At 67.6% G+C, this 22,487-nt stretch carries 28 protein-coding genes and 1 pseudogene; 13 read left to right on the top strand and 16 right to left on the bottom strand.

All coding sequences use genetic code 11. From position 1 onward, the window contains the following. Positions 1 to 261: 261 nt before the first annotated feature. From G3M57_RS17680 to G3M57_RS17670, 3 genes are all read left to right on the top strand, one after another. Positions 262 to 579: a TFIIB-type zinc ribbon-containing protein gene (locus G3M57_RS17680; protein ID WP_056756392.1), complete on the top strand. Its 318-nt coding sequence runs from the start codon at positions 262 to 264 to the stop codon at positions 577 to 579. Positions 580 to 605: 26 nt separating this feature from the next. Continuing rightward, positions 606 to 1,559, top strand: coding sequence for a zinc metalloprotease HtpX (htpX, locus tag G3M57_RS17675; RefSeq protein ID WP_163232032.1), 954 nt, complete (start codon positions 606 to 608; stop codon positions 1,557 to 1,559). Positions 1,560 to 1,675: 116 nt separating this feature from the next. Beyond that, positions 1,676 to 2,020 carry a hypothetical protein gene (locus G3M57_RS17670; RefSeq protein ID WP_163232030.1) on the top strand — a complete coding sequence of 115 codons (345 nt, stop codon included), beginning with the start codon at positions 1,676 to 1,678 and terminating at the stop codon, positions 2,018 to 2,020. On the opposite strand, the gene G3M57_RS17665 is transcribed toward G3M57_RS17670, so the two are convergent. Beyond that, complete coding sequence (locus G3M57_RS17665) at positions 2,017 to 3,168, bottom strand: serine hydrolase domain-containing protein (RefSeq protein ID WP_244322566.1); 1,152 nt, start codon at positions 3,166 to 3,168, stop codon at positions 2,017 to 2,019. The two genes, G3M57_RS17670 and G3M57_RS17665, sit on opposite strands and share 4 nt — an antisense overlap. 76 nt (positions 3,169 to 3,244) lie before the next feature. Between G3M57_RS17665 and G3M57_RS17660 the strand changes: the two genes are divergently transcribed. Beyond that, a complete protein-coding gene (locus G3M57_RS17660; protein ID WP_163232028.1) occupies positions 3,245 to 3,610 on the top strand; it encodes a hypothetical protein in 366 nt (121 codons plus the stop codon). A gap of 163 nt (positions 3,611 to 3,773) precedes the next feature. On the opposite strand, the gene G3M57_RS17655 is transcribed toward G3M57_RS17660, so the two are convergent. The 4 genes from G3M57_RS17655 to G3M57_RS17640 all read right to left on the bottom strand — a co-directional run bounded on the left by G3M57_RS17655 (position 3,774) and on the right by G3M57_RS17640 (position 5,759). Further along, positions 3,774 to 4,193 carry an acyl-CoA thioesterase gene (locus G3M57_RS17655; RefSeq protein ID WP_056756380.1) on the bottom strand — a complete coding sequence of 140 codons (420 nt, stop codon included), beginning with the start codon at positions 4,191 to 4,193 and terminating at the stop codon, positions 3,774 to 3,776. Further along, a complete protein-coding gene (gene grxD / locus G3M57_RS17650) occupies positions 4,190 to 4,543 on the bottom strand; it encodes a Grx4 family monothiol glutaredoxin (protein WP_056756377.1) in 354 nt (117 codons plus the stop codon). The genes G3M57_RS17655 and grxD overlap by 4 nt, the downstream gene beginning before the upstream one ends. 77 nt (positions 4,544 to 4,620) lie before the next feature. Further along, positions 4,621 to 5,517 carry an aldo-keto reductase family protein gene (locus G3M57_RS17645; protein WP_163232026.1) on the bottom strand — a complete coding sequence of 299 codons (897 nt, stop codon included), beginning with the start codon at positions 5,515 to 5,517 and terminating at the stop codon, positions 4,621 to 4,623. Between the two features lie 5 nt (positions 5,518 to 5,522). After that, a complete protein-coding gene (locus G3M57_RS17640) occupies positions 5,523 to 5,759 on the bottom strand; it encodes a BolA/IbaG family iron-sulfur metabolism protein (RefSeq protein WP_012287488.1) in 237 nt (78 codons plus the stop codon). Positions 5,760 to 5,952: 193 nt separating this feature from the next. On the opposite strand from G3M57_RS17640, the gene G3M57_RS17635 reads away from it, so the two are divergent. Then, on the top strand, positions 5,953 to 6,897 hold the full coding sequence (locus G3M57_RS17635; protein WP_163232024.1) for a M20/M25/M40 family metallo-hydrolase: 945 nt from the start codon (positions 5,953 to 5,955) through the stop codon (positions 6,895 to 6,897). 201 nt (positions 6,898 to 7,098) lie between these two features. On the opposite strand, the gene G3M57_RS17630 is transcribed toward G3M57_RS17635, so the two are convergent. The 3 genes and pseudogenes from G3M57_RS17630 to G3M57_RS17625 all read right to left on the bottom strand — a co-directional run bounded on the left by G3M57_RS17630 (position 7,099) and on the right by G3M57_RS17625 (position 8,377). After that, entirely contained in the window at positions 7,099 to 7,305 is a 207-nt protein-coding gene (locus G3M57_RS17630) for a hypothetical protein (RefSeq protein WP_056756368.1), read from the bottom strand. Positions 7,306 to 7,458: 153 nt separating this feature from the next. Next, a pseudogene (locus G3M57_RS27555) lies at positions 7,459 to 7,549 on the bottom strand (hypothetical protein); the annotation flags it as partial. An 18-nt stretch (positions 7,550 to 7,567) separates the two neighbouring features. After that, on the bottom strand, positions 7,568 to 8,377 hold the full coding sequence (locus G3M57_RS17625) for an SDR family NAD(P)-dependent oxidoreductase (protein WP_163232022.1): 810 nt from the start codon (positions 8,375 to 8,377) through the stop codon (positions 7,568 to 7,570). Positions 8,378 to 8,536: 159 nt separating this feature from the next. Here G3M57_RS17625 and G3M57_RS17620 point away from each other — a divergent pair, with 159 nt between their 5' ends. Continuing rightward, positions 8,537 to 9,037, top strand: a complete 501-nt coding sequence (locus G3M57_RS17620) for a winged helix-turn-helix transcriptional regulator (protein ID WP_244322565.1) — start codon at positions 8,537 to 8,539, stop codon at positions 9,035 to 9,037. On the opposite strand, the gene G3M57_RS17615 is transcribed toward G3M57_RS17620, so the two are convergent. Continuing rightward, positions 9,034 to 9,390: a hypothetical protein gene (locus G3M57_RS17615; protein ID WP_163232018.1), complete on the bottom strand. Its 357-nt coding sequence runs from the start codon at positions 9,388 to 9,390 to the stop codon at positions 9,034 to 9,036. The genes G3M57_RS17620 and G3M57_RS17615 overlap by 4 nt on opposite strands. Positions 9,391 to 9,401: 11 nt before the next feature. Then, positions 9,402 to 11,615, bottom strand: a complete 2,214-nt coding sequence (gene purL / locus G3M57_RS17610) for a phosphoribosylformylglycinamidine synthase subunit PurL (RefSeq protein WP_056756357.1) — start codon at positions 11,613 to 11,615, stop codon at positions 9,402 to 9,404. A gap of 67 nt (positions 11,616 to 11,682) precedes the next feature. Here purL and G3M57_RS17605 point away from each other — a divergent pair, with 67 nt between their 5' ends. The 4 genes from G3M57_RS17605 to G3M57_RS17590 all read left to right on the top strand — a co-directional run bounded on the left by G3M57_RS17605 (position 11,683) and on the right by G3M57_RS17590 (position 13,177). Continuing rightward, positions 11,683 to 11,949, top strand: a complete 267-nt coding sequence (locus G3M57_RS17605; protein ID WP_056756354.1) for a type II toxin-antitoxin system VapB family antitoxin — start codon at positions 11,683 to 11,685, stop codon at positions 11,947 to 11,949. Continuing rightward, entirely contained in the window at positions 11,946 to 12,341 is a 396-nt protein-coding gene (locus tag G3M57_RS17600; protein ID WP_056756352.1) for a type II toxin-antitoxin system VapC family toxin, read from the top strand. Before G3M57_RS17605 ends, G3M57_RS17600 begins: the two co-directional genes overlap by 4 nt. Next, complete coding sequence (locus G3M57_RS17595) at positions 12,338 to 12,934, top strand: peptidylprolyl isomerase (RefSeq protein WP_163232016.1); 597 nt, start codon at positions 12,338 to 12,340, stop codon at positions 12,932 to 12,934. The genes G3M57_RS17600 and G3M57_RS17595 overlap by 4 nt, the downstream gene beginning before the upstream one ends. An 84-nt stretch (positions 12,935 to 13,018) precedes the next feature. After that, complete coding sequence (locus G3M57_RS17590) at positions 13,019 to 13,177, top strand: hypothetical protein (protein ID WP_163232014.1); 159 nt, start codon at positions 13,019 to 13,021, stop codon at positions 13,175 to 13,177. A gap of 200 nt (positions 13,178 to 13,377) precedes the next feature. On the opposite strand, the gene G3M57_RS17585 is transcribed toward G3M57_RS17590, so the two are convergent. Next, positions 13,378 to 15,300: a CocE/NonD family hydrolase gene (locus tag G3M57_RS17585; protein WP_163232012.1), complete on the bottom strand. Its 1,923-nt coding sequence runs from the start codon at positions 15,298 to 15,300 to the stop codon at positions 13,378 to 13,380. A 142-nt stretch (positions 15,301 to 15,442) separates the two neighbouring features. On the opposite strand from G3M57_RS17585, the gene G3M57_RS17580 reads away from it, so the two are divergent. Then, positions 15,443 to 16,153: a hypothetical protein gene (locus tag G3M57_RS17580; protein ID WP_163232010.1), complete on the top strand. Its 711-nt coding sequence runs from the start codon at positions 15,443 to 15,445 to the stop codon at positions 16,151 to 16,153. Positions 16,154 to 16,305: 152 nt separating this feature from the next. Here the strand turns inward: G3M57_RS17580 and purQ are convergent, their stop codons facing one another. The 4 genes from purQ to purC all read right to left on the bottom strand — a co-directional run bounded on the left by purQ (position 16,306) and on the right by purC (position 19,023). Next, a complete protein-coding gene (gene purQ / locus G3M57_RS17575; protein ID WP_056756340.1) occupies positions 16,306 to 16,968 on the bottom strand; it encodes a phosphoribosylformylglycinamidine synthase subunit PurQ in 663 nt (220 codons plus the stop codon). A 161-nt stretch (positions 16,969 to 17,129) separates the two neighbouring features. Continuing rightward, on the bottom strand, positions 17,130 to 17,615 hold the full coding sequence (locus tag G3M57_RS17570) for a DUF3291 domain-containing protein (protein ID WP_163232008.1): 486 nt from the start codon (positions 17,613 to 17,615) through the stop codon (positions 17,130 to 17,132). A gap of 260 nt (positions 17,616 to 17,875) precedes the next feature. Beyond that, positions 17,876 to 18,115: a phosphoribosylformylglycinamidine synthase subunit PurS gene (gene purS / locus G3M57_RS17565; protein WP_035070991.1), complete on the bottom strand. Its 240-nt coding sequence runs from the start codon at positions 18,113 to 18,115 to the stop codon at positions 17,876 to 17,878. A 149-nt stretch (positions 18,116 to 18,264) separates the two neighbouring features. Continuing rightward, the gene (purC, locus tag G3M57_RS17560; protein ID WP_035070989.1) at positions 18,265 to 19,023 is read right to left on the bottom strand and encodes a phosphoribosylaminoimidazolesuccinocarboxamide synthase; all 759 of its coding nucleotides are present in this window, start codon (positions 19,021 to 19,023) and stop codon (positions 18,265 to 18,267) included. A 392-nt stretch (positions 19,024 to 19,415) separates the two neighbouring features. Here purC and G3M57_RS17555 point away from each other — a divergent pair, with 392 nt between their 5' ends. Further along, entirely contained in the window at positions 19,416 to 19,733 is a 318-nt protein-coding gene (locus G3M57_RS17555) for a DUF1476 domain-containing protein (protein ID WP_012287466.1), read from the top strand. A gap of 249 nt (positions 19,734 to 19,982) precedes the next feature. Continuing rightward, positions 19,983 to 20,402: a DUF1842 domain-containing protein gene (locus G3M57_RS17550; RefSeq protein WP_056756328.1), complete on the top strand. Its 420-nt coding sequence runs from the start codon at positions 19,983 to 19,985 to the stop codon at positions 20,400 to 20,402. A gap of 66 nt (positions 20,403 to 20,468) precedes the next feature. Here G3M57_RS17550 and G3M57_RS17545 read toward each other — a convergent pair whose 3' ends face one another. Then, complete coding sequence (locus G3M57_RS17545) at positions 20,469 to 22,481, bottom strand: M13 family metallopeptidase (protein ID WP_056756324.1); 2,013 nt, start codon at positions 22,479 to 22,481, stop codon at positions 20,469 to 20,471. Positions 22,482 to 22,487: the final 6 nt, after the last annotated feature.

Here is a 22,487-nt window from a genome sequence, read left to right as displayed (position 1 = left end):
CCAGGCCGAGCTGTCCCCTCCGGCCCTCCGGGCCACCGCCCCCACAGGGCGAGGATCTTTTTCCGCACCGCGGCCCTTGAACCGCCCCGACAGCCTCCTAGATCTCATGGGCGGGCCGGGCCCCTCTGGCGAGTGATGCAAGCACTCGTGATGTCGGACCGCATCGGGTGTTCTCGATGTCTGGGTCCGGTTGTCCCTCCCCCCTCCGCCACCGGCTCCAGCTTCGAGGACACCCGTCCATCAACAGGACAGGGATCCGAAATGCCGCTTCTGATGTGCCCCAATTGCGACGCCTCCATGCAGGCCGTGCAGCGCGCCAGCGTCGAGTTCGACATGTGCCCCCAGTGCCGGGGCGTGTGGCTGGACCGCGGTGAACTGGAAAAGCTGATGGCCATGGAGCGGGGCGAGCCCCAGGCCGCGACGCCGCGCCTGCCTGACTACGATCGGCCCCCTGAGCGTTCCGACCCGCGTTCCGATCGCCGCCCGGACTATCGTCACGACGACGAGCGCCGCCACCAGGGCCAGGGCCATTACGGCCACAAGAAGAAGCGTTTCGACCTGTTCGACATCTTCGACTGATCCACCCAGACCAAACGATCCAAGCCATGAACCACCTCAAGACCTTCGTCCTGCTGGCCGGCCTGACGGCGCTGTTCGTCGGAGCCGGCTATATGATCGGCGGCCCGACCGGCATGCTGATCGCCCTGGTGTTCGCCCTGGGCATGAACCTGTTCAGCTACTGGAACGCCGACAAGATCGTGCTGCGCATGTACGGCGCGGTCGAGGTCGACGCCGGTCACCCCGAGCCGCTGATCCGCGCCTATGTCGCCGACATCGAGGACCTAGCCCGCCGGGCCGGCCTGCCGCGTCCGCGCATCACGGTGATCGACAGCGAGCAGCCCAACGCCTTCGCCACCGGCCGCGATCCGGCCCACGCCGCCGTGGCCGCCAGCACCGGCCTGCTGAGCCTGCTGGACCGCGACGAGATCCGCGGCGTCATGGCCCACGAGCTGGCGCACGTGAAGAACCGCGACACCCTGACCATGACCGTGACGGCCACCATCGCCGGCGCGATCTCGGCCCTGGCCAACTTCGCGTTCTTCTTCGGCTGCTCGCGCGAGGACGACGAGCGTCCGGGCGGCCTGATCGGGACCATCGTCCTGGCCATACTGGCGCCGATCGCCGCCATGCTGGTGCAGATGGCCATCAGCCGCTCGCGCGAATACGAGGCCGACCGGGTGGGCGCCCAGATCGCCGGCGACGGCCGGGCCCTGGCCCGGGCGCTGGAGAAGATCGAGGCCTACGCCCGCGGCGGCGCCGTCAATGTCGAGGCCGAGCGCAACCCGGCCACGGCGCACCTGTTCATCATCAACCCTTTGTCGGGCCCAAGGGCGAATGGGGGCGGCGACAACCTGTTCTCGACCCACCCGGCCACCCACAACCGGGTCGAGGCCCTGCTGCGGCTGGGCGTCAGCCAGGCCACGCGAGGGCGGGTCGGGACGGCCGTGCCGGTGGGCGACGGAATCGGCGACGGGCGCCGGCTCGGTCCCTGGCGCTGAGATCCGCGACAATCTGTCACCCTGGCCCCGGTTCGCCCCCGGGCCGGGTTTTCGCCAGCCTTAACTATGCGACAAGGCCCCAGGCGCTATCGATTTGAAACGCTTGGGGGAAAGCCATGACCATGACGCTCGAAGTCCAGAAGACCACCGGCATCGTCGGCCTGCTGGAAGCCCTGTCGGCCGAAATGTCGATCGCCGCGGTCTCCTGTGGGCACCTGGACAGCGCCCTGGGCCAGCTGCTTGAAGCCGTGCCGCTGGAGAGCCGGCTGAAGGTGATGCAGGAACTGCACATGGTCGACATGCTGGCCCAGCACATCACCGCCATCACCGACTTCACCGCCGGCCTGGCCAGCTCGATGGCCGCCGAGGGCGCGCCGGACGTCGACGGCGCCCTGTCGCGCATCACCCTGGGCGACGTCGCCGCGCGCCTGCGGGACACCCTGGACGCCAAGGCGGCCTAGGGCGCCGTCACCGGCAGGGCGCGGCCGTACTCCCAGGCCCAAGGCATACCCGTCTCGCCCAGCGCCGCCTGGACCAGCGGGGGGAAGATCCGCTGACCCACCTCGCTGTTGGTCAGCAGCACGATGCAGCGCCGACCGCGCTCGACGCAGACCAGCATATTGTCGGTGATGTCGTTGTGCCCGCCCTTGAAGAAGGCGTGGCCTTGCGGACCGTCGAACACCACGACCCCAATCCCGGCCGCCAGGCCGATCTCGGCGTTGGCCGGCTCGACCTCGGTGTAGGTCGGCGGAAACTGATGCGGATTGGCGATCGGAAAGCTGGCCTTGGTCCGCTCGGCGGCGGCCTTGGCTGACAGGCCCTGGCCCGAGACCATGGCGGCGGCCAGCTTGGCGAGGTCGTCGATCGTGGTGTCCAGCGATCCGGCCGCCTTCACGCTACTGCGCTCGTCATGCGCCTCGAACTTGCCGTCCTGGCGATAGCCGTCGGCCAGGTTGGGGCGGAAGTCAGGCCGCCAGCTCATGGCGCTGCGGGTCATGCCCAGGGGCTGGAAGATCCGACGGTTCATGTCGTCCCCGACCTTCAGGCCCAGGCCCTGCTCGATGACGAACTGCATCAGGTTCAGGCCCTCGCCGGAATAGACGTAGCGCGTGCCGGGATCGGTCTTGATGTCCAGCTTCCCGTCGGGGTTCAGCCATCGGAAGTTGGGGAAGCCCGCCGTGTGGGTCATCAGCATGCGGGGGGTGATCTTCTCCCAGCGCGAGTCGGCGACCAGGTCCTTATAGGCGTCGTAGTCGGGCAGGGGCTTTTGCAGATAGGTCTTGATCGGGATGTCCAGGTCCAGCTTGCCATCGTCGACCAGCATCAGCACGTACTGGCCGAAGGCCGCCTTGGTGATCGAGGCCGCGTACATGACCGTATCGGTCTTCAGCGGCCGCCTCTGCTCGATATTGGCCCAGCCCTGGGCGCTGACATGCGCGACCTTGCCGTGCTCGATCACCGCATAGGCCAGGCCGGGGATCTTGCCGGCCGCCATCAGATGGGCGGCCTCGGTGTCCAGGGCCTTGTAGTCGGCGGGCTCGGCGAGGGCGGGAGACGCGGCGGTCAGGCAGGCGACCGAGACGGCCATCGAAGCAAATTTACCCAGCACTGGATCCTCGTCGGTTGCGTGCGGCGGGGCCGTGGGCAAACTAGGGCCCAGTTTCAGCTTCTTGCCAAGGTTGTACATGGACCCCGATCGACGTCGTCTGCTGGCCGCGGGACTGTTCCTGGCCCTGGGCGGCTGCGCGGGGCGCGGGGGCGTGACCCTGGTCGTGCGGCCCGGGCTGGAGACCGGTGAGCTGGAGACCTTGCGTGGCGCGGTGGCCGGCCCCGCAGCGCTCGTCTTGAAAGTCGAATCGACCGGTTGCACGACCAAGGCCGATTTCGTCTTCTACGTCGGCCATGACGGTCGTGAGAAAACGGTTTCCTTCGCCCGCAAGCGCCTGGATGTTTGCAAGACGGCCCCGAGCGTGACGGAGGTCAGCTTCAGCTACGACGAGTTGGGTCTTGCAGGGGCGGGGAGGGTTCGGCTCCTCAACCCCGTAAACTGAGCCCTTTTCTCTCCGCTCATCCCGGCGAACGCCGGGACCCAGATGGAAGGGCTTCGAGGCTGACGCCAAGACCGCCGAGTCCATCCAATCAGCCACCGAGCTATGGGATCTGGATCCCGGCGTTTGCCGGGATGAGCGGATCTGAGAAGGAGAGGGAGAGGTCCTAGCTCTTCGGCGTGAAGCGCTCGACCATCCAGGGCAGAACCCGCGCCGGGCGCTTGGCGGCGATGTCAATCAGCACCCAGTCGGTGCGGCTCTGGGCGCACATCTCGCCGTCGGGGCCGTCGATGCGGAAGAAGCGTTCGAAGCGCGGCCCCTTCAGTTCGCCCACCCAGGTGTAGCCGGTGGCGATCTCGTGCGGCAGCAGTTCGCGGCGGTAGTCGATCTCGTGGCGGCGGGCCACCCAGCTCCACGGGGCCCGCTCCTCGGGGCTGGCCCAGGCGTCCCAGTGGGCGATGGCCAGGTCCTGGCCCCAGGCCAGATAGACCACGTTGTTGACGTGGCCGTTGGCGTCGATGTCCGACGCCTTCGGTTCGAAGGTCAGCGTGAAGGCGTCGCCTGGCGGGACGAAGAGTCGACTCAAGCCTCGATCAGGCCTTGCTCGGCCAGCAAGGTCTTCAGCTCGCCCGACTGGAACATCTCGCGGACGATGTCGCTGCCGCCGATGAACTCGCCCTTGACGTAGAGCTGGGGAATGGTCGGCCAGTCGGTGAAGGTCTTGACGCCCTGGCGCAGTTCGTCGTCCTGCAGCACGTCGACGCCGACGAACGACACGCCCAGATGGTCGAGGATCTGGACGGTGATCGACGAGAAGCCGCAACGCGGCTGGTCCGGCACGCCCTTCATGAACAGGACCACGGGGTTTTCGGCCACGGTCTTGGCGATGAAGTCGAGGGCGGGGGAGGCGGCGACGTCGGGGGTGGTGGCGGTCATGGAAGGAAATCCTTGGGCGTAGGCTCTCAGCTAGGCGCCGCGCCCCTCCGGGTCAAGTCTTGGCGCGGCCGAAGGTCTCAGGCGCGACGCTTTGCCTTCGCCGCTTCCTGGGCCGAGAAGCGGGCCATCTCGATCTGGGCGGCGCAGCCGGTGGGCAGGTCGCGCTCGGTGATCGCCGCCAGGGCCTCGATCTCGGCGGGCGAGTTGGCCGTGACCTGGACGCTGGCCAGGGACGGCTCGGTCAGGGCGTAGGCCAGGCAGATCTGCTGGGCGTTCCAGCCGGGCGTGTTGCGCAGGAAGTCGTAGCCGCCGACATCGGCCAGCGGATCGGTCTTGCGCCGCCAGAGCGACGGCTTGGGCAGGAAGCTGGCCCTGTGCGCCTCGCGCAGCGTTTCTGGCCAATAGTCCAGCCCGATCACCGCCATCTCGCGGCCCACGGCGGATCGCACGCGGTTGCGCTCCACCCAGCCCGAGGCCAGGTTGAACGGCGTGGTCATGGCCTCGAATTGGCCCGAGGCGACATAGGCGTCGAACTTGTCGCCGGCCCCCGCCACGCCCAGCAGGCGGATCAGCCGCGCGCCGCGCAGGGCCTTCAGCTGCTCCAGGGCTTCGGCGGGAAAGGCGTTGGCGTCCGGGTCGTCCAGGGTGGCCAGGTCCAGGTGGCCCAGGCCGGTGCGGTCCAGGGCCTGGTCGATCATGTCGTGCACGGCCTGGGCCCTCAGCGCCCGGTCCAGCGAGCCCCGCAACCGCCAGCCGATGAACAGCAGGCGCCGCTCGACCGTGGAGAAGGCCTCGGCCGCGCCCTCGATCAGGGCCGAGGAGACGCCGTCGATCTCGAAGCTGTTGATGCCGCTTTCCAGCGCCGCGAAGATCAGCTTGCGCCAGTCGGCCCCGCGCAGGCGCGGCTCATCCTCCAGCCTCAGCGTGATCGCCGAGACCGCTACGCTCGCGCTTCCGAAGGGGCGATAGCGCACGACCCTTACTCCGTCGGCGCGGCGGTTTCGAGCGCCAGGGCGTGCAGCGCGCCGCCCAGCACGTCGGCCAGGGCGCGGTTGACCATCTGGTGCTGCTTGACCCGGTTCAGGCCGCGGAAGGCCGGCGAGACGATCCGCGCCTTGTAGTGGTCGCCGTCGCCAGCCAGGTCGGTCAGCACGATCTCGGCGTCCGGAAAGGCGTCGTGCAGGCGGGCTTCGAGGTCGGGGAAGGACATGGGCACGGGCGAAGACTCCGAATCTCTCAACCTCGGTATGCGGCGTAAACCTTAAGAACGGACATACGGGAAAATGCCTATTCCTGCTGAAATGTTGCTTTCACGCCGACCCTGCGATGGCCGCGTGATTGGCGTCCTGGCGACCAGGGCGAGGCGGACTGGCTTGCCGACCGGGGAATCCGGACGCATTGAAGGGGGCATGACCCTTCGCGCCTTCCGCCACGCCGTCGCCGTCTCGGCCGTCCTCGTCGCCCTGACCGGCCAAGCCCACGCCGCGTCCAAACCCGGGGCCCACGCCTTGGACGACGTCCGCATCTTGTCGGCGGACAATATGGAGGGGCGAGGCGTCGGCACGCCGGGCGGGGCCAAGGCGCGGGCCTATATCATCCAGCGCTTCGGCCAGATCGGGCTGCGGCCACAGGACGGCAAGTTCGAGCGGCCGTTCACCTTCAAGCCCAGGACCTTCGGCAAGGACGTCACCGGCGTGAACCTGGTGGCGCGAATCCAGGGCACGTCCAGCTCCGACAAGGTGCTGGTGGTCTCGGCCCACTACGACCACCTGGGAGTCCGCAAGGGGCAGGTCTATAACGGGGCCGACGACAACGCCTCGGGGATCGCCGGCCTGTTGGCCGTGGCCGAGGCGTTCAAGGCCAGGCCGCCGCGCCACACCGTGCTGATCGTCGCCTTCGACGCCGAGGAGAGCGGGCTGAAGGGGGGCAAGGCCTTCGTCGCCGACCCGCCAGTGCCGCTGGCCAGCATCGGGCTGAACGTCAATTTCGACATGATCAGCAAGAACGCCAAGGGCCAGCTCTATGTCAGCGGCGCCGGTCCCCAGCCGTACCTGAAGCCGGTGCTGGAGGGGGTGGCCAAGACCGCGCCGGTCAAGCTGCTGCTGGGCCACGACACCGACGCCGAGGGCAAGGAGAACAACTGGACGGCGCAGTCGGACCAGGGGGCCTTCGCCGAGAAGGGCGTGCCCTGGGTCTATTTCGGCGTCGAGGACCACCCCGAATACCACCAGCCCACCGACGACTTCGCCACCGTGCCGCAGGACTTCTTCAAGCGGTCCGTGGCGACGGTGGTGAGCGCGACGCGGGCGCTGGATGACGACCTGGACGGGATCAGCAAGGGGGCGGGGCGGTAGGTTATTTGAACCCGCTCATCCCGGGCCTGGCTTGATTTTCCTCATCCTGAGGTGTTCGCCGCTTGCGGCGAGCCTCGAAGGACGCGGAGAGCTGGCCTGACCTGCGTCCTTCGAGGCCCGCTGCGCGGGCGCCTCAGGATGAGGATCTCCTTAGCTTGTCGCTCTGGGCCTTCGGCTGAACGGATCAGTGAAAGGTTCGACTCACCCCGCGCTCTCGTCCACCTCCTCGGTCTCTCCGTCGTCCTCTTCCAAACCGAACACCTCGTCGATGACCTCGACGATCTCCTCCAGGTCATCCAGCGTGACCCGCAGTTTCAGGGTCTGCTCGTCGTCGCCGGTGACGGTCAGGAAGATCCCGTCGGCGGTTTCCTCGAGAATGAACTCGTCCAGGTTGGGAATGACGGCCATGTCGGTCTCCTTGGCTGCCGGGCAAGCGGCTGGGCGCGACGTTCGTTCCCAGGGCGGCCTTCTGCGTTCCGGAGATAGATAGTGTCGCGATGCGCCAGTGTCGTGACGGCCTGGAAAGGGCGGGTCGGACCGACATTCAGCGGGCGGCCGAAAACCTCGTCCTTCGACAAGTTCAGGATGAGGTTTTCTACGGCTCGGTCTGCAAATGGTCCTCATCCTGAGCTTGTCGAAGGACGAGGACCACGCAGGGCTTGAAGGCCGATCAGGCCGGCTCGCCGACCTTGTAGCGGTCGGCCGAGCGGTTGCGCGACAGGTTCGGCAACAGCTTGGTCCGGGCGAGGTCGTAGGCCGCGAAATCGGCCGGGTCGGGCAGGGACGGGATGGTGATCAGCTCGCCCTGGCGGAAGCCGGCCAAGGCGGCGTCCACCATGTCGTCGACCTCCATCAAGCCGTTGGGATCCAGCGCCTCGGCGCCGCCGCTTCCCGAGCGGTCCCAGATCTCCGTGCGGGTCGCGCCCGGCAGCACGGCCTGGAGCTGGATGTTGGGCGAGAGCTGCAGGCGCAGGGTCTGGGTGAAGTAGGTCACGTAGGCCTTGGTCGCGCCGTAGACGGCCATCTGCAGCTCCTGGGCCAGGCCGACCACTGACGAGATGTTGACGATCGCGCCGCGGTCGCGGGCGGCGAAGGCCTTGGCGGCCGCGTGGGCCAGGCGGGTGACCGAGACGACGTTCAGCTGGATCATGCTGTCGATCCGCTCCAGGTCCTGGTCGACGAAGGCCCCGGCCAGGGCGGCCCCGGCATTGTTGATCAGGATGTCGATCGCCGCGTCCTCGGCCAGCCGGGTCTCGACCTTGGCCAGGTCGGCCTTGTTGGTCAGGTCGGCGGTGAGGATGTCGATCTTGACGCCCGTGGCGGCGGTCAGCTTGGCGGCCAGGGCTTCCAGCCGGGCGGTGTCGCGGGCCACCAGCACCAGATCGTGGCCGGCGCGGGCCAGACGGTCGGCATAGGTGGCGCCGATGCCGCTGGAGGCGCCGGTGATCAGGGCCGCGCCGCGGAGGTCTTGCTTGCTCATCGTCTTCATCCCGTAGGGGTTGGCCAAGGCCCCATGGCCCGGTCGTGGAGCTGAAGTGGTGGGTAACTTCCGAAATGCAAGTGACTCACTTTCGATTTGCTAGCGATCGCCTATATTAGGTTCATGACCCGACGCGCCTTCGATCCTGGACAATGCCCCGTGGGCCGCACGCTGGAACGTGTGGGCGACACCTGGAGCCTGATGATCCTGCGGGACGCCTTCCAGGGTCTGACCCGCTTCGACCAATTCGAGAAGAGCCTGGGCGTGGCCCCCAACATCCTGACCCGGCGGCTGTCGGCCCTGGTCGAGGACGGGTTCCTGGAACGCCGGCCCTATCAGGAGCGTCCGGTGCGCCATGAGTATGTGCCGACCGACCTGGCGCGCGACTTCGCGCCGGTGATGATGGCGCTGATGGCGTTCGGCAACCGCCACTATGCGGTCGAGGGCGTCGCCAGCCACATGGTCGAGGCGGCCACCGGCTTGCCGGCCGAGCCGGTGCTGGTGGACCGACGCACGGGCAAGCCGATGGACAGCCCAGACTTCGTCTACGCCGCCGGTCCCGCCGCGGGCCCGATCGTGCTGGAACGGGTGGCCCAGGTGGACCGGGCGCGGCGGGCTTCAGTCTCCGGTGCGGACCGCGAGGTCGCCGGAGGAGCCTAGTCGATGCAGATCGCGCCGGTCGACTTGCCGCCGACGATCTTGGCGTAGCAGCCGAACTGGACGTTGGTCTTCTGGCACTGGCCGGTCGTGGCGCCCTGGGCCTCCAGGTTGCCCTCGGCGATGCAGGCGCCCTGGCAGTCGGCCTTGTCCGAGCAGGTCTTGCCCGCGTCGGCATAGGGCACGACGCAGGTTTGGCGCTGCAGGCGGCCGACCGGCTGCATCGTCCCGCCGCGCGCGGCGCACGAAGCGTCGGCGCTCTGGGCGGCGGGTGCGGGGGCCTGGGCGGCCGGCGCGCAGGCGGCCAGCAGCGACAGGGCGAGGCTGGCGCTCGCCAGGAGGGAGGTCATACGCATACTGAGGTCCTTTAGGCGACGGCGCCCATGAAGCCCGGCAGCCAGGCCTCGTGGGCCGTGCGCAGGGTTTCCAGCGGGATGCTGAACAGGTCGGTCGAGGCGAAGGCGTCGCCGCCGGCCACGCCGGCCACGATGGCGTGGACGCCGGCTTCCTTGGCCGCGGCCAGCACAGCGTCCGGGTCGGGCGTAGCCAGCAGGTAGCGGGCTTGGTCCTCGCCGAACAGATAGGGGTGGGCGTGGGCGTGGCTGGTGGCGTTCAGGGTGACGCCGACCTTGCTGGCCAGGGCGATATCGGCCGCGGCGATCAGCAGGCCGCCGTCCGACAGGTCGTGCAGGCCGGCGACCAGGCCGGTCGGAATCAGGCCGCGCACGAAGTCTCCGTTCTTGCGCTCGACGGCCAGGTCGACCGGCGGCGGGGCGCCGTCTTCGCGGCCGAGGATCTCGCGCAGATAGATCGAGGCGCCCAGTTCGCCGTGGGTCTCGCCGATCAGCACCAGGGTGTCGCCCTCGGCCACGTTGCCGAACCCCATGCGCAGGTCGTAGTCGGAGAGCAGGCCGACGGCGCCGACGGTCGGCGTCGGCGGAATGGCGACGCCGTTGGTCTCGTTGTAGAGCGACACATTCCCCGACACGACTGGGAAGTCCAGCGCCCGGCAGGCCTCGGCCATACCGTCGGTGGCGCGGACGATCTGGCCCATGGTCTCGGGCTTTTCGGGGCTGCCGAAGTTGAGGTTGTCGGTGATGGCGATCGGGGTCGAGCCGGCGGCGGTCAGGTTGCGCCAGGCCTCGGCCACGGCCTGCTTGCCGCCCTCGTAGGGATCGTTCTGCACGTAGCGCGGGGTGACGTCGCTGGTCACGGCGATGGCCTTGCCCTTGCCGTGGATGCGCACGATGCCGGCGTCGCAGCCGGTGGCGCTGTCTTCCAGGGTGTCGGCCATCACGTGGCGGTCGTACTGCTCCCACAGCCAGCGCTTGGAGGCCATGTCGGGACTCCCGACCACCTTCAGCACGGCGGCGGACCAGTCGGCCGGGGCGGGGATCTTGCCCGGGTCGAGGTGCGGATGCAGGGTCGGCTGGACCCAGGGGCGGTCGTACAGCGGCGCGTCGTCGAACAGCGGGGCCAGGGGCACGTCGCAGACCGTCTCGCCGTGGTGCTTGAGCACCAGGTGGCCGGTGTCGGTGGTGTAGCCGATGACGGCGGCGTCCAGGCCCCACTTCTCGAAGATGGCGTGGCCGTCCTGCTCGCGGCCGGGCTTCAGCACCGCCAGCATGCGCTCCTGGCTTTCCGAGAGCATCATCTCGTAGGCGCTCATGCCCTCTTCGCGCTGGGGCACCATGTCCATGTTCAGTTCGATGCCGACCCCGCCCTTGCCGGCCATCTCGACCGACGAGGAGGTCAGGCCCGCCGCGCCCATGTCCTGGATGGCGGCGACCGCGCCGGTCGCCATCAGCTCCAGCGTGGCCTCGATCAGCAGCTTCTCGGCGAAGGGGTCGCCGACCTGGACGGTGGGACGCTTCTCCTCGGAGTCCTCGGAGAACTCGGCCGACGACATGGTCGCGCCGTGGATGCCGTCGCGGCCGGTCTTGGAGCCGAAATAGACCACGGCCAGGCCAGGGCCCGGGGCGGCCGAGTAGAAGATCTTGTCGGCGTCGGCCAGGCCCACGCACATGGCGTTGACCAGGATGTTGCCGTTGTAGCCCTTGTGGAAGTTGGTTTCGCCGGCGACCGTGGGCACGCCCACGCAGTTGCCGTAGCCCGCGATGCCCGCGACCACGCCGTCGACCAGGCGCTTGGTCTTGGGGTGGTCGGGTTCGCCGAAGCGCAGGGCGTTCAGCAGGGCGATCGGCCGCGCGCCCATGGTGAACACGTCACGCATGATGCCGCCCACGCCCGTCGCCGCGCCCTGGTAGGGCTCGATGTAGGACGGGTGGTTGTGGCTCTCCATCTTGAAGATGATGGCGTCGCCGTCGTCGATGTCGATCACGCCGGCGTTCTCGCCGGGACCGCAGATCACCCGCGGGCCGGTGATCGGGAACTTCTTCAGCTGGTTCTTCGACGACTTGTACGAGCAGTGCTCGGACCACATCACCGAGAACACCCCCAGCTCGACCAGGTTGGGCTCCCGGCCCAGGCGGTCGAGGACGACGGCGTACTCCTCCGGCTTGAGACCGAATTCGGCGGCCGTGTCGGCCATGGACTTCGCGGGGGCGGTCGAGGTGCTCATGGGCGGGCCTTCTAGCGTGGCCCGGGGGATTCCGCTATATTCTAGAAAGATCAAAGGTGTTTCTAGAATGGGCATCAGCATCAAGCGCGCGGAGACCGAGGCGCTGGCTCGCCAGGTCGCGGACGCCACGGGCGAAAGTTTGACCGAAGCGATTCATCAGGCTCTGGTCGAAAAGGTCGCCCGGCTTTCCGAGCCCTATGCTCTGTCGGAGGCCGAAGAGGCGACCAAGCAGGCGTTCTTCGCCGAGCTGGACGCACGCCCAATCCTCGACCCTCGCGATTGGCGCGAGATCGAGGCTGAGCTCTATGACGAGCACGGTCAGCCGATCGGATGATCGTCGACACGTCCGCCCTGCTGGCCATCGCCCTGCGCGAACCGGAACGCGACGCCTTCTACGTCCTGCTGTTGCGCGCCAAGCGTAGGCTGATGTCGGCGGCGTCCTATGTCGAGGCGGCGGAGGTCTATATGCGCCGGACCAGCGCTTTGACCGGAATCGCCTTGCTGAACCGCGACCTTGCCCAACTGAGGATCGAGATCGTCGCGGTGACGGCCGAGCAGGCCTACGCCGCCGCCGAGGCGCGGCGGGTCTATGGAAAGAGCCGCCACGACGCCGATCTGAACTATGGCGACAGCTTCAGCTACGCCCTGGCCAAGTCTCTGGACGAACCCCTGCTGTTCAAGGGAAATGACTTCATCCACACTGACGTGAAGCGAGCCGCCCCATGATCTCCCGCCGCCACCTGCTCGCGCTCGCCGCCGCCCTGCCGCTGACCGCCGCCGGCGCGGGCCCCGTCCGGGTGCGGATGGTCACGGATCTGGGCCCGATCGTCATCGAGCTCTATCCAGACAAGGCGCCGGTCACCGTGGCCAACTTCCTGGCCTATGCGGACCGGCATTTGCTGGACGGCGGGACCTTCTACCGGACCGTCTCGCCGAAGAACGACAACAACCCGGCCACCATCAGCGTCATCCAGGGCGGGCTGAACCGCGACGACAGCCCGCTGCCCGCCATCGCCCACGAGACCACCAAGGTCACGGGGATCGGGCACACCGACGGGGTGATCTCGATGGCGCGGGACAAGCCGGGCACGGCGGGGTCGGAGTTCTTCATCTGCCTGGGCGACAACCCGGCCCTGGACTTCGGCGGGGCCCGTAACAAGGACGGCCAGGGCTTCGCGGCTTTCGGCAAGGTGGTCGAGGGGATGGACGTGGTCCGCAGGATCCACGACGCCCCCACGCTCAGCAAGGCCGACGATCCCTACATGAAAGGCCAAATTCTGGAAAATCCGGTGAAGATTCAAAAGCTAAGCCGGAACTAAGGCAGCTTGGCGCTAGGAACGGGCGGACTCCCGAGCCGTTTTCTTCTCCGTGCGCGATCGGCGCGCTGTCCAAGGAGAAAGCTCATGGGTGACAACAAAACCCGCGGCCCGCAACAGCAGCAGAACGACCCGCAGCGACAGTCCCCGGGCCAGCAGCAGCAGCAGGGCGACCGCGACCGCCAGAACGAGCAGGGCCGCAATCCCGGCGGCCAGGCCAACCAGAAGGATCAGCAGCAACGCTGAAGAAGACCGCTCCGTGAATGTGAATGAGGGGCCGGCGGTTTACCGCCGGCCCCTTTTCTTAGATCCTCCCCCTATGGGGGAGGTGTCGGCGAAGCCGACGGAGGGGGAGTGATCGGCAGGCGCCGCACCCGGGATCGATGATCCGAAGGCTCCCCCCACCGGCCTTCGGCCGCCTCCCCCACAGGGGGAGGGTTTTGCTGTTACTGCACCACCGGCAGCTCAATGAAGCTGGCTGTGTCGCCCGCGTGGTAGACCCGCTGCGTCGCCTTCACATAGTCGCCGGGTTTGGCGAAGAAGATGTTGGGCGTGAAGGTCTGCGGGTTGCGGTCATAGAGCGGGAACCAGCTGGACTGCACCTGGACCATGATCCGGTGGCCCGGCTGGAAGGTGTAGTTCGCGGTCGGCAGGATGAACTGGTATTTCAGCGGCGTGTTGGGCTTGAGCGCCTTGGGCGCGCTGAAGCTCTCGCGGTAGCGGCCCCGGAAGATGTCCATGCCGACGGCCAGCTGATAGCCGCCCAGCTCAGGCTGGCTGGGAACCTCGTCGGGGAAGACGTCGATCAGCTTGACCACCCAGTCGCTGTCCGTGCCGCTGGTCGAGGCCGTCAGGTTGACCTTGGGCACGCCGGCGATCTTCAGCGGCGCGGTCAGGGGCTCGGAGACGTAGCTCAGCACGTCGGTACGGTCGGCCACGGCGCGCTGGTCGGTCAGCAGCCAGGGCGTCCAGCGGTCGCGGTCGCCGAACTTCATCGGCCGCGGGATGTAGGGCACGGGCTTGGCCGGGTCGGAGACATATTCGTCATAGGCCGCCGCGCCCTTGGCCGGGGCTGGGGCGCTGAACGACAGGCCGCCCTTCTCGGTCAGGTACAGGGGTTTGTCGCCACCCTGCGGCCAGCTCTTGTAGCGGTCCCAGCGGTTCTGGCCGGGGTCGTAGATCAGCACCGGCGGGGTGTCGGCCTTGGGCGCGCCGTCCTTCAGGTACTGGTTGAAGAACGGCAGCAGCACGTCGCGGCGGAACTGCAGGGCGGTGTCGCCGTCCCACTTGAACGCGCCCAGGCTGGAGCCGTCATAGTTCACCTGGCTGTGCCGCCAGGGACCCAGCACCAGGTAGCTCTTGTCGTTGGCCGTGTCCTTGGGCTCGGTGGCGGCGTAGGCGTGCACCGCGCCCCACATGTCCTCCTGGTCCCACAGGCCCTGGATCCACATGGTCGGCACCTTCAGCGGCTGCTCGGCCATGGTCTTGTCCAGCGCCTGCTGGCTCCAGAACGGCGTGTAGGCGGCGTTCTCGGTCAGCTTCTTCCACCAGGGCAGCACGTCCAGCCCGTTGGCCTTGGCGTAGTCTCCAGCCGAACCGGCCCGGCGGAAGTTCTCGTAGTCGTCGGGGCTGCGGCGCACGATGTCGTCGCCGGCGCCGCGCTTGGTGGTCTGGCCGGTGAAGTAGTCGAAGTTCACCTGCCGGAAGGCGCCGAAGTGGAACCAGTCGTCGCCCATCCAGCCGTCGACCATCGGGCTCATCGGCGCGGCCACCTTCAGGGCCGGATGCGGGTTCACCAGGGCCATGACCACGGTGAAGCCCTCGTAGGACGACCCCAGCATGCCAACCTTGCCGTTGCTCTCGGGCACGTTCCTGGTCAGCCACTCGATGGTGTCGTAGGCGTCGGTGGCGTGGTCGACCTCGCTGTTGTTCAGCGGCCCCTTCAGCGGGCGGGTCATCACATAGTCGCCCTCCGAGCCGTACTTGCCGCGGATGTCCTGGATGACCCGGATATAGCCGTCCTTGACGAACACCTCGTCGCCCTGGGACAGGGTGGCCAGCATCGACGGGCTGTCGTTGCGCGCGGTGCGCTTGGCGGCGTTGTAGGGCGTGCGGGTCAGCAGGATCGGCGCGTTCCTGGCGCCCTTGGGCACGACGATCACGGTGTAGAGCTTGGTCCCGTCGCGCGTCGGGATCATCACCACGCGCTTGTCGTAGTCGTAGCCGACCTTGGGCGCGACGTACTTGCCGTCGATGTCCGGGGTGAGGGCCGGGGTCTGGGCCCAAGCCTGAAGAGAGCCGGCGGTGGCGAAGGCGGTCAGGGCGGCGGCGGCCAGCAGGCCGGCGCGGAAGGCGGATGCGAGACTCATCGAAAAGCTCCCCAAGGGTTGAGCGCACCTTAGGAGCGGTTTTCGAGGGGCGCTATAGTGTAACACCGGTCGGCGCGGCGACTTGAGCCGGCGACGGCCGCGTGCTCCCTTGCCCGCTGATCGGCGAGTCGGTGGGTGTTTCATGCGTAGCGTTTTTCTGGCGGGCGTCGCCCTGGTGTCCGCCCTGGCCGCCCAGCCCGCGACCGCCGCGCCGGACCTGGATCTTCGCGACAACTACGCCCATCGGCGCTGCCATGGCGGCGAGAACGCCGGGGAAGGGCTGACCGTCGGCGTGCCGGGGCAGGAGGCCAAGGCCATCGCGGCCTCGCAGGGACGGGTCAAGCGCAGCGGCAAGGTGCTGACGCTGGGCAAGGTGCGGCTGAAGACCAGGATGGTCGACGGCGACGGCGATGGTGGCGAGGAGTTCGAATATCTGGGCGGCTGGGCGCGATCTGGCCTCGAGGTGGTGTTCGTGCTGCGCTACGAGGACCTGGCCTGGCGGCTGATCGACCCGCGCAGCGGCCAGTCGATCGAGATGGGCGGCCCGCCGCTGGCCTCGCCGAGCGGCAAGGCGATCGCGGTGGTCGGCGACGACAGCCTGATCAACGAGTTCAACGGCATAGAGATCGTCGATTACAAGGATGGCCGGTTCGAAAGCCAGGCGATCGACGCCGACTACGCCTGCGACCCGGTCTGGCTCAGCGACGAGGTGCTGCAGCTGAAGGTGCTGTCGCCGAAGTACCGCGACAAGAACGGCGAACTGTTGGCCGGCGAACTGCCGCCGTCGGCCTGGCGGACGACCAAGGTCGTTCGCAAGAACGGCGAATGGACGCTGGTTGCGCCGAAGCCGTAGCCTGGATCGACGTTCAGCTCTGGGGGCGAAAACCTCGTCCTTCGACAAGCTCAGGATGAGGTTTTCTGCGCCCTGGGCCTCTAAAGGTCCTCATCCTGAGCTTGTCGAAGGACGAGGACCACGCACGGCCTTGAAGGCCGATCCGCTCTAGATCAGGCCGAGGCGAAGATGCTGCGGAACAGCAGGGCGCCGTCTTCCGAGCCCAGGTCGGGGTCGAACGAGCGGTCGGGGTGGGGCATCAGGCCCAGCACGTTGCCCTTGGCGTTCATGACGCCGGCGATGTCGCGGGCCGAGCCGTTGGGATTGTCCTGGTAGCGGAACACCACCTGGCCCTCGCCCTCGATGCGGTCCAGGGTCTGCTCGTCGGCGAAGAAGTTGCCTTCACCATTGCCGACCGTCATGACGGCCGAGCGCTGCTCGCCGAAACTGGCGGTGAAGCGGGTCTGGCTGTTGACCACGTCCAGGGCCACCGGCTTGCAGATATATTTCAGCTTCTCGTTGCGCAGCAGGGCGCCGGGCAGCAGGCCCGCCTCGCACAGCACCTGGAAGCCGTTGCAGATGCCCACCACCGCGACGCCGTCGTCGGCGGCCTTGATCACTTCGCGCATCACCGGGCTCTGGGCGGCCATGGCCCCGCAGCGCAGATAGTCGCCATAGGAGAAGCCGCCGGGCAGGACGATCAGGTCCAGGTCTTCCGGCAGGGCCGTCTCCTGGTGCCAGACCATCTCGACGCGGGCTCCGGCGGAGCGCTCGATGGCGACCTTGCAGTCACGATCGCAATTGGAACCGGGGAAGACGACGACGGCGGCTTTCATGGCGCGGGCCTGTAGCACCGTTCGCGGGGGTTGTCAGCGCGGAAAGACCCCCTCAGTCGCTTCGCGACAGCTCCCCCAGAGGGGAGCATCTGGCGCGGCGTAGATCCTCCCCCTCTGGGGGAGGTGGCCCGAAGGGCCGGAGGGGGCTCTTCGCGCGGCCCCTACGCGCACTCGTCCAGCACCGGCTCCACGCTGGCCTCGTCGGGCGCGGGGAAGGGGATCTTGAACGTGAAGGCTTCCGGCGTCGGGCCATGAGCTTCCAGCAGGGCCAGCTTGGCCTTGGCTTCCTCGATGGTCGGACGGTGACCGGCCGGGACCCACCACAGCACCATGTAGAGGTCCATGTGCTCGAACCATTCGCGGCGGCGGCGCATGAACTGCACGTGGCCGCTGCGATAGACGTAGGCGCCCAGGGACGGGATGTCGGTCCAGACCGACATGTTGATGGCGACCAGGGCGTCGTCGAACGGCTGCAGGTCGGTGGCGTTGTTGCCGTCGCCGGTCAGGCGCCAGACGAAGCCGGGCGAAGCCTCGGCCAGGGCGTTGATCGGGTCGAGATTGTCGGCGAAGTCCTTGATCATCGGGTGGTCGATCGGCGCGCGCAGGCGACCGATATTGACCTGGGCCAGGTGAAACTTCGCGCTCATGGATTTCCTCCGATTTCACCGAACATGGGGCGGCCAAGCGGGAGCGGAAGACGCTGCGCAAAGAAAAAGCGCCGCTTCCGGAGGAGGGCGCTTCGGAGGGGGGCGTCCCCAGACGGGTCGACCTTCAAAGGCCGTGCATGGTCCTCGTCCTTCGACGGGCTCAGGATGAGGACCATTTACAGGCCTAGCCGGTAGAAAACCTCATCCTGAGCTTGTCGAAGGACGAGGTTTTCGGCTCCAGGAGCCGAATATCGATCCGGCTAGGCGATCTCGACGCGGTAGCTTTCGATGACCGTGTTGGCCAGCAGCTTGTCACACATGGCCTTGACCTCGGCCTCGGCCTTGGCGGCGTCAGTCTCGGTGAGGTCGAACTCGATGGTGCGGCCCACCCGCACGCCCGACACGTCGGCCCAGCCCAGGCCGTGCAGGGCGGCTTCGACGGCCTTGCCCTGGACGTCGAGGACGCCGGGCTTGAGGAACACTTGAACCTTGGCTTTCAACTTCTTCTCCTCACCCGTGTAACGGGGGAGGGGGACCGCGAAGCGGTGGAGGGCGCGTCCCGTCCACGGCGATCGGGCGGTGCGCCCCCTCCGTCACGATGCTGCGCATCGCGCCACCTCCCCCGTTTCACGGGGGAGGAGATCCCAACCTAGTGCACGCCGCCTTGGATGACGGTGGGCATTTCCTTCATGATGCCGAGGCGGCGGGCCACCTCGGTATAGCTTTCGATGACATTGCCCAGGTCGCGACGGAACCGGTCCTTGTCCATCTTCTCGTTGGTGGCCGAGTCCCACAGCCGGCAGCTGTCGGGGCTGATCTCGTCGGCCAGGATCACGCGGCTGAAGTCGCCTTCGTAGACGCGGCCGAACTCGATCTTGAAGTCCACCAGCGTAATGCCCACGCCGCTGAACAGGCCCGACAGATAGTCGTTCACCCGCAGGGCCATGGCCATCATGTCGTCGATCTCCTGGGTGGCGGCCCAGTTGAACGCGGTGATGTGCTCCTCGGAGACCATCGGGTCGCCCAGCTTGTCGTCCTTGTAGTAGAACTCGATGATCGAGCGCGGCAGCGGGGTGCCTTCGGTCAGGCCCAGGCGCGTGGCGATCGAGCCGGCGGCGATGTTGCGCACCACCACCTCGAGCGGGATGATCTCGACTTCCTTGATCAGCTGCTCGCGTAGGCTCAGACGGCGGATGAAGTGGTTCTGCACGCCGATGCCGTTCAGGCGAGTCATGATGTACTCGCTGATGCGGTTGTTGATCACGCCCTTGCCCTCGAGGACCGCCTTTTTCTGGGCGTTGAAGGCGGTGGCGTCGTCCTTGAAGTACTGGATGAGGGTGCCCGGCTCGGGGCCCTCGTACAGGATCTTGGCCTTGCCTTCGTAGATCTTCTTGCGGCGGGTGGTCATGGCTCTCGTCGAGGCCCTTCTGGTTGCGGGCGCGCCCCTGTCCGGAAACCGGTCCGGAAAATCTCCGGAGAAACGAAAAGCGCGCGCGGCGGATAGCTGCGCGCGGCGTTCGACTCAAGGCCGCTCACGAAAAATGTCGTCCCGAAACTACCCGAACGCGGTCTTTGGCGCAAACAGCCCGGAGCATGGCGCGGAAATGCGGACGCCGGTTTTCCGCCAAAGGGATGCGAAGGCAAAAAGCTGGAGCAAGCCGCGCAATTCCCGTATCGCGTGGTTTGCTCCAGCCGGATCGGCGCGATTGTGAGCGGATCGGCGCCGCTGCGGCGTTGCTTACGATTGCCCGGCGGCTCGCCAGAGGATATGCAGCCGGCTCAGAGACTATTGGGGCTTTCATGACCACCTTCGACGACCGCGAACAGGGTTTCGAACGCAAGTTCGCGCTGGAGCAGGAACAGGAATTCAAGGCGACCGCGCGCCGCAATCGCCTGCTGGGCGAATGGGCGGCCGAGCTGATGGGCCTGGCGACGGTCGAGGAGTACGCCCGCGCCGTCGTGAAGTCCGATTTCGAACAGCCCGGCGACGAGGACGTGCTGCGCAAGGTCGCCGGCGACCTGAAGGGTTCGGGCGTCAATGTCAGCGAGGGCGAGGTCCGCCGGAAGATGGACGAGTTGCTGGCCCTGGCCCGCGGCCAGATCGCCGCCGGCGAGTAGGGCCCGGCGGCCGTGGCCGCGAATAATTCTAATGAGTGTGCAAGGCCCGGCCGCGCGGTGCACCGCGGCCGGGCCTTGTCCGTTCAGGGGGCGCACGACGGCCAGACGGGGTCCACGGATCATCTGTGCCTATAGGTAGATAGAAAAAGAGAAAGCTCGCTCAGGTTTCCTTTAGGCGTCATCGCGCCCCGGATGTATCACTCTCGCAAAGGGCGATCTTATGTCGACCCACAACAGGAGGATGCGTCCATGGCTGACGATGTTGGTACCCTTCATACCCAGAAGGCCGGCGACAAGGTCGGGCTCTATTTCGTCAAGGCGGTGGTCGGCAACGTCGGCACGCCCGGCGCGCCGATCGTCAACCTGGCCCTGACCGTCCAGGCGGCCTCGGGCCATGTCAGCGGCATCGCCGAGGTGAACCAGGCGGTGCTGGGCGGCAACCATCGCTTCCCGGTCACCGGCCAGATCTATCAGACCGGTTTTGGCCCCAACCACCAGCTGGTCTCGCTGAGCGGCGAGTTCGTCTACAGCGTGCCGCCGCCCGCTATCGGCTCGTTCCTCGTCAAGTTCACGGCCGCGCTCTCGGTCGACCAGACCTGGAACGGCTCGGGCGGGTTCAACTACCTGAATACCCACGTCGAGCACGTGCCGGTCAAGCACATCGCCTGATCCGGACGTTTCAAGGCGTAGGCCCGCGTCGCCCGGCCCCCATCGGGCGGCGCGGACTTTTCCGCGTCACCAGACCCGCGAGCGGGCCTCGGGCGCGAGGTAGTAGGCGTCGCCGGGCTTGACCCCGAAGGCGTCGTACCAGGCGTCGACATTGCGGGTGGGGCCGACGACGCGGAACGACGACGGCGCATGCGGGTCCGACGCCATCTGCTGCTTCAGCGAATCGTCGCGGGCCTTTTCCTGCCACGACTGGGCGAAGGCCAGGAACAGGCGCTGGTCGCCGGTCAGCCCGCCGAGCACCGGGGCCGGCTTGCCGCCCAGCGAGGCGTGGTAGGCGTCCAGGGCCACCTGCAGGCCGGCCAGGTCGGCGATGTTCTCGCCCATGGTCAGCTTGCCGTTGATGTGGGCGCCGGGGACCGGCTGGTAGGCGTCGTACTGCTTGCCCAGCACGTCGGCCTGGGCGTCGAAGCGCTTGGCGTCCTCGGCGGTCCACCAGTCGCGCAGCTTGCCGGTGGCGTCGATCTTGCGGCCCTGGTCGTCGAAGCCGTGGCTGATCTCGTGGCCGATCACCGCGCCGATCGCGCCGTAGTTCACCGCCGGATCGGCCGCCGGGTCGAAATAGGGAGCCTGCAGGATCCCGGCCGGGAAGACGATCTTGTTCTCCAGCCCGCCGTTGTAGGCGTTGACGGTCTGCGGGGTCATGCCCCACTTGCCGTGGTCGACCGGCTTGCCCAGGTCGCTCAGCGTATAGGCCCACTCGAAGCGCCGGCTGGCCGCGACATTGCCGTAGAGGTCGCCGGCGTCCAGCTTCAGGCCCGAATAGTCGCGCCACTTGTCGGGATAGCCGACCATCACCTGCATCTTGCTCAGCTTGGTCAGGGCCTCGGCCTTGGTCGCCGGGCTCATCCACGGCGCCTTTTCGATCCGGGCCGCCATGGCCGTCTTCAGGTTGGCGATCAGCTCGACCATCTGGGCCTTGGAGCTGGGCGGGAAGTACTTGGCGACATAGGTCTGGCCGACCATCTCGCCCAGGCTGCCGTCGACCAGCTGCACGCCGCGCTTCCAGCGGGGCCGCAGGGCCGACTGGCCGCTGAGGACCTTGGTGTACTCGAACCGGCTGTCGACGAAGCGCTTGGACAGGTAGGGCGAGGTCTCGGCCACGATGTTGAAGGTCTGCCAGGCTTTCAGAGTCTCCAGCGGCGTCTCGTCATAGATCTTGGCGATGTCGCGCACGGCGGTCTTCTCGCCCAGCACCATCTTGCTCAGGCCCGGCATGCCGGCGGCGGCCAGGTAAGGCGTCCAGGGGAAGGGCGCGAAGGTCGCCAGCTCGGCCGCGGTGGTCGGGTTGTAGGTCTTGTCGATGTCGCGGCGGTCGGCGACCGGCCAGCTGGCCTGGGCGATCTTGGTCTCGAAGGCCACGACGTCGGCGGCGCTCTTTGCCGGGTCCGGATAGCCGGCCATCTTCAGGGCCCGCTCGACGAAGGCCTTATAGGCCGCCAGCTGCGGCTTGAAGCCGTCGGTCAGGTAGTAGTCGCGGTCGGGCAGGCCCAGGCCCGCCTGGCCGACATAGAGGGTGTTGACCTCCGGGTTCTTGGCGTCCGGATAGATGTCCAGCGAGAAGACGCCGCCGCCGAACCCGCCCTGGGCCTGGCCCATGGCGACGGCGAAGTCGGCCTTGGTCTTGATCGCGGCGATCCGCGCCAGGTCCGCCTTCAGCGGCTTGTCGTCGACCGCCTCGACCTTGGCCTCGTCGATGAAGCTCTTGTACAGCGCGCCGATCTGGGTGGACGGCTCGGCCGTCTCGATCAGGGTGCGCAGCTGGTCCTGCGAGCGGTTGTAGACGTCGTAGCCGACCCCGGCCGAGGCCTGGTCGTCGGGGATCTTGGTGCGCGCCGCCCAGGCGCCGTTGGCGTACTTGTCGAAGTCGGCCCCCGGCGAGACGGACTTGTCGCCGGCGGTCAGGTCGACGCCCCAGTCGCCGTACATCGCCTTGGTCGGCGGATCGGCCGCGAGGGCCGCGGCGGGCAGGGTTGTTGACAGGGCGAACGCCGAAACGGCGGCCAGCAGGAACAGGCGCATAGGAAA

The organism is Caulobacter rhizosphaerae, from assembly GCF_010977555.1.
GTDB lineage: Bacteria > Pseudomonadota > Alphaproteobacteria > Caulobacterales > Caulobacteraceae > Caulobacter > Caulobacter rhizosphaerae.
The sequence above is the reverse complement of the archived record's forward strand: the minus strand, read 5'-3'. Positions and strand labels throughout refer to the sequence as shown.